This window comes from Mesorhizobium sp. P5_C1 (assembly GCF_054049815.1).
On the sequence record NZ_JBFULQ010000495.1, the window covers coordinates 1 to 4,070 of the forward strand.

Annotated in this window: 6 protein-coding genes; all 6 read left to right on the forward strand. The window is 63.4% G+C overall.

Annotated features, from left to right (window positions below; translation table 11 throughout):
• Positions 1 to 92 precede the first annotated feature (92 nt).
• Positions 93 to 584, forward strand: coding sequence for a L,D-transpeptidase family protein (locus ACXJ7R_RS26515; RefSeq protein WP_457154413.1), 492 nt, complete (start codon positions 93 to 95; stop codon positions 582 to 584).
• A 3-nt stretch (positions 585 to 587) separates the two neighbouring features.
• Positions 588 to 974: a DUF983 domain-containing protein gene (locus tag ACXJ7R_RS26520; RefSeq protein WP_095091936.1), complete on the forward strand. Its 387-nt coding sequence runs from the start codon at positions 588 to 590 to the stop codon at positions 972 to 974.
• Entirely contained in the window at positions 971 to 1,726 is a 756-nt protein-coding gene (locus ACXJ7R_RS26525; RefSeq protein WP_457154414.1) for an SURF1 family protein, read from the forward strand. The genes ACXJ7R_RS26520 and ACXJ7R_RS26525 overlap by 4 nt, the downstream gene beginning before the upstream one ends.
• Positions 1,727 to 1,805: 79 nt before the next feature.
• Positions 1,806 to 2,816 carry a 4-hydroxy-3-methylbut-2-enyl diphosphate reductase gene (ispH, locus tag ACXJ7R_RS26530; protein ID WP_457154415.1) on the forward strand — a complete coding sequence of 337 codons (1,011 nt, stop codon included), beginning with the start codon at positions 1,806 to 1,808 and terminating at the stop codon, positions 2,814 to 2,816.
• 5 nt (positions 2,817 to 2,821) lie between these two features.
• On the forward strand, positions 2,822 to 3,784 hold the full coding sequence (locus ACXJ7R_RS26535; protein ID WP_457154416.1) for a homoserine kinase: 963 nt from the start codon (positions 2,822 to 2,824) through the stop codon (positions 3,782 to 3,784).
• Between the two features lie 11 nt (positions 3,785 to 3,795).
• Positions 3,796 to 4,070 (forward strand): ribonuclease HI (gene rnhA / locus ACXJ7R_RS26540; RefSeq protein WP_457154417.1); only part of this gene is annotated, 275 nt, incomplete at its 3' end.

Consider the following 4,070-nt stretch of genomic DNA (forward strand, 5'->3'; position numbering starts at 1 on the left):
GGATGGAACAGGCTCCAGGGATTTAGAGAAGGCGGTCGCGGCGACGTGGCCGCCTTCTTCATTTCGGCGCAAAGATCGCCGATCGATGGCCGATGCGGCTAACTCGTCTCTGTGCCATTTACGCGTGCATGATTGCCACAGCGCCGGCCCTTGCTGGCGAGAAAGTCGATCTGGTGCGTGTCGACAAGTCGGACCGGCGATTGGAGTTGATTGGCGGCGGCAAGGTCCTGCGAAGCTACAGCATCGCGCTCGGCGGCGATCCGCTTGGGCACAAGCACCAGGAGGGCGATCAACGCACACCGGAAGGGCGCTATGTCCTCGACTGGCGCAACCCGAACAGCATCGCCCACAAGTCGATCCATATCTCCTATCCCAATGCCGACGATCTGGCCGCCGCGAAGGTACGCCATGTCGATGCGGGAGGCATGATCATGATCCACGGCCAGCCAAACGGTTTCGGCTGGTGGGGCTGGCTGCTTCAATTGGTCGACTGGACCGACGGCTGCATTGCGGTTACGGACTCCGACATGGACGAAATCTGGGCAATGGTGGCCGATGGGACGCCGATCGAGATCGAGCGGTAAGCAATGAGCGACGACAAGGCGATCTGGCCGCCCATCGATCCAATCTCGGCCGGCTTGCACGGCCGCTGCCCCCGCTGCGGCGAGGGGCAGCTGTTTTCCGGCTTCCTCACCGTTGGCAAGCGCTGCACCAATTGCGGCCTCGACTATTCCTACGCCGATGCCGGCGACGGACCGGCGGTCTTCGTCATCCTGATCATCGGTTTCATCATCGTCGGCCTGGCGCTCTGGGTCGAAGTGACGCTCAGCCCGCCGCTCTGGCTGCATCTGCTGCTCTGGATTCCGCTGGCTGTTGCGCTGTGCCTGACGGCGCTTCGGCTGATCAAGGGCGTGCTGCTCACACTGCAATACCGCAACAAGGCGGCCGAGGGCCGGCTGGATCGCGGCGAATGAGCGAGGCATCCGTTAGAGTTGGCGGCCGCTCGCGGCCAAGGACGGCGTTGCTGCTTGGCCTTGGCCTGGTGCTGTTTTTGATCCTGCTGGCGCTCGGCACCTGGCAGGTCCAGCGTCTGCACTGGAAGGAAGGTCTGCTGCAGACCATCGATCAGCGTACGCACTCGGCGCCGCAGCCGCTCGCCGAGGTCGAAAGGGAATTCGCCTCGACCGGGGACGTCGACTATACGCCGGTGACCGTCAGCGGCACCTTCCTGCATTCCGGCGAACGGCATTTCTATGCCACCTGGGAAGGCGACGCCGGCTTCAATGTCTACACGCCGCTGGCCCTCGACGATGGCCGCTTCGTGCTGATCAATCGCGGCTTTGTACCCTACGATCTCAAGGATGCCGGCAAGCGCGCCAAGGGGCAGGTGACGGGCAAGGTGACGGTCACCGGCCTCGCCCGCAATCCGCTGCCGGCAAAGCCGTCGATGATGCTTCCCGACAACGACGTGGCGAAGAACATCTTCTACTGGAAGGACCGCGACGCGATGGCGGCGAGCGCCGGGCTGCCGGCGGGCGCCACGCTGGTGCCGATCTTCATCGACGCCGACAAGACGCCGAATCCGGGCGGCTTGCCGGTCGGCGGCGTCACCATCATCGACCTGCCGAACAGCCATCTGCAATATGCGATGACCTGGTATGGCCTCGCCGCCGCACTCGCCGCCGTGCTCATCCTGCGGCTTCGCCGCCCCTTGAAAGAGGAATGAAGGCGACCGCCGCCCCCTTGCACTTGACAGGGCAGGGGTAGGCACCTCATTTCGGCTTTGATCAACCGGCCAGGATTTAATGCTTCAGACAACCACCAAGCCCCCCCTGACGATCCGGCTCTGCCAGCCGCGCGGCTTTTGCGCCGGCGTCGACCGCGCCATCCAGATCGTCGTCCTGGCGCTGAAGAAATATGGCGCGCCGGTCTATGTCCGTCATGAGATTGTGCACAATCGTTACGTCGTCGAGGGACTGCAAAGCCTTGGCGCTGTCTTCATCGAAGAACTCTCCGAGATTCCCGCCGAACATCGGCAGTCGCCGGTCGTGTTCTCGGCCCACGGCGTGCCGAAATCGGTGCCGGCTGACGCGCAGGCCCGCAACCTCTTCTATCTCGACGCCACGTGCCCGCTGGTCTCGAAGGTCCACAAGCAGGCGATGCGCCACCAGCGGCTTGGCCGCCATGTGCTGCTGATCGGTCATGCCGGACACCCGGAGGTGATCGGCACCATGGGCCAGCTGCCGGACGGCGCGGTGACGCTGATCGAGACCGAGGCCGATGCCGCGAAGCTTTCGCCTGCCGATCCGCAGGCGCTTGGCTTCGTTACCCAGACCACGCTGTCGGTCGAAGACACCGCCGGCATCATCCGCGCCTTGCAGGATCGTTTTCCGCAATTGCATGCCCCGGCGGCGGAATCGATCTGCTATGCCACCACCAACCGCCAGGAGGCGGTCAAGGAGACCGCGGCCGGCGCTGATCTTTACCTGATCGTCGGCGCACCCAATTCCTCCAATTCGCGACGCCTAGTCGAAGTGGCGGAGCGTGCCGGCGCCTCGATGTCGCTTCTCGTGCAGCGCGCCGCCGAGATTCCGTGGAATGACATCGCCGGCATCTCGACGCTTGGCCTGTCGGCTGGAGCGTCGGCGCCGGAGATCATCGTCGACGAGATCATCGACGCGTTCCGCCAGCGCTTCGACGTCACGATCGACCTGGCCGTCACGGCCACGGAAACGGAGGATTTTCCGGTCATGCGGGTACTGCGCGATGTCGAACTGACGCGAGCCGACATGGCTTTCGTCAATGGAGCCGCGTAAGGCACATGGCGGTCTATACCGACGTTGCCGAAGGCGAACTCGGCGCATTCCTGAAGCAATATCCGGTCGGCGATCTCCTGTCTTACAAGGGCATCGCCGAAGGCACCGAGAACTCGAACTTCCTGCTGCACACCTCCAGCGGCTCGTACATCCTGACGCTCTATGAAAAGCGCGTCGAGAAGGCGGATCTGCCGTTTTTCCTCGGGTTGATGGGCCATCTCGCCAAAAAAGGCGTTTCCTGCCCGCTGCCGGTGACCGCGCATGACGGCAGCGTCATCGGCACGCTCGCCGGCCGGCCGGCGGTCATCATCACGTTCCTCGAAGGGCTTTCGCTGCGGCGGCCGACATCGACGCACTGCGGCGAGGTCGGCAAGGCCCTGGCCGCCTTGCATCTGGCCGGAGCCGACTTTTCGATGACGCGTCAGAACGCGCTCGCCATCGACGGCTGGCGCAAGCTTTGGAATGCCGCCCGTGACCGCGCCGACGAGGTTGAGCCGGGTCTGGCTGCCGAGGTCGATGCCGACTTCGCCGACTTCGAGCGGAACTGGCCGACGGACCTTCCCCAAGGCATCATCCATGCCGATCTTTTCCCGGACAATGTCTTCTTTCTCGGCGAGAAGCTTTCCGGCCTGATCGACTTCTATTTCGCCTGCGACGACCTCTACGCCTACGATGTCGCCACCTGCCTCAACGCCTGGTGCTTCGAGAAGGATTTTTCCTTCAACCTGACCAAGGGCAAGGCATTGCTGGCCGGCTATCAGAGCGTGCGTCCCCTGAGCGACCAGGAAAAGGCGGCGCTGCCGATGCTGGCGCGCGGCTCGGCGCTACGCTTCATGCTGACCCGGCTCTACGACTGGTTGACCGTTCCCAATGGCGGGCTGGTGATGAAACGCGATCCGACCGAATATATCCGCAGGATGCGATTCCATCGGGCGATCAGGTCTCCTTCGGAATATGGATTGGCCTGATATGGGGTATCATGAGCAAACACGTTGAGATCTTCACCGACGGCGCCTGTTCGGGCAATCCCGGCCCTGGCGGCTGGGGCGCGATCCTGCGCTTCAACGGCACCACCAGGGAGCTTTCCGGCGGCGAGGCGGAGACCACCAACAACCGCATGGAGCTTCTCGCCGCCATCTCGGCGCTGAATGCGTTGAAGGAACCCTGCACGGTCGACCTTCACACCGACAGCAAATATGTCATGGACGGCATTTCCAAGTGGATCCACGGCTGGAAGAAGAACGGCTGGAAGAC

Excerpts from the sequence above, each read along its gene's own strand:
- ACXJ7R_RS26515 (WP_457154413.1), top strand. The coding sequence starts at position 93 with ATGCGGCTAACTCGTCTCTGTGCCATTTACGCGTGCATGATTGCCACA.
- ACXJ7R_RS26520 (WP_095091936.1), top strand. The coding sequence starts at position 588 with ATGAGCGACGACAAGGCGATCTGGCCGCCCATCGATCCAATCTCGGCC.
- ACXJ7R_RS26525 (WP_457154414.1), top strand. The coding sequence starts at position 971 with ATGAGCGAGGCATCCGTTAGAGTTGGCGGCCGCTCGCGGCCAAGGACG.
- ispH (WP_457154415.1), top strand. The coding sequence starts at position 1,806 with ATGCTTCAGACAACCACCAAGCCCCCCCTGACGATCCGGCTCTGCCAG.
- ACXJ7R_RS26535 (WP_457154416.1), top strand. The coding sequence starts at position 2,822 with ATGGCGGTCTATACCGACGTTGCCGAAGGCGAACTCGGCGCATTCCTG.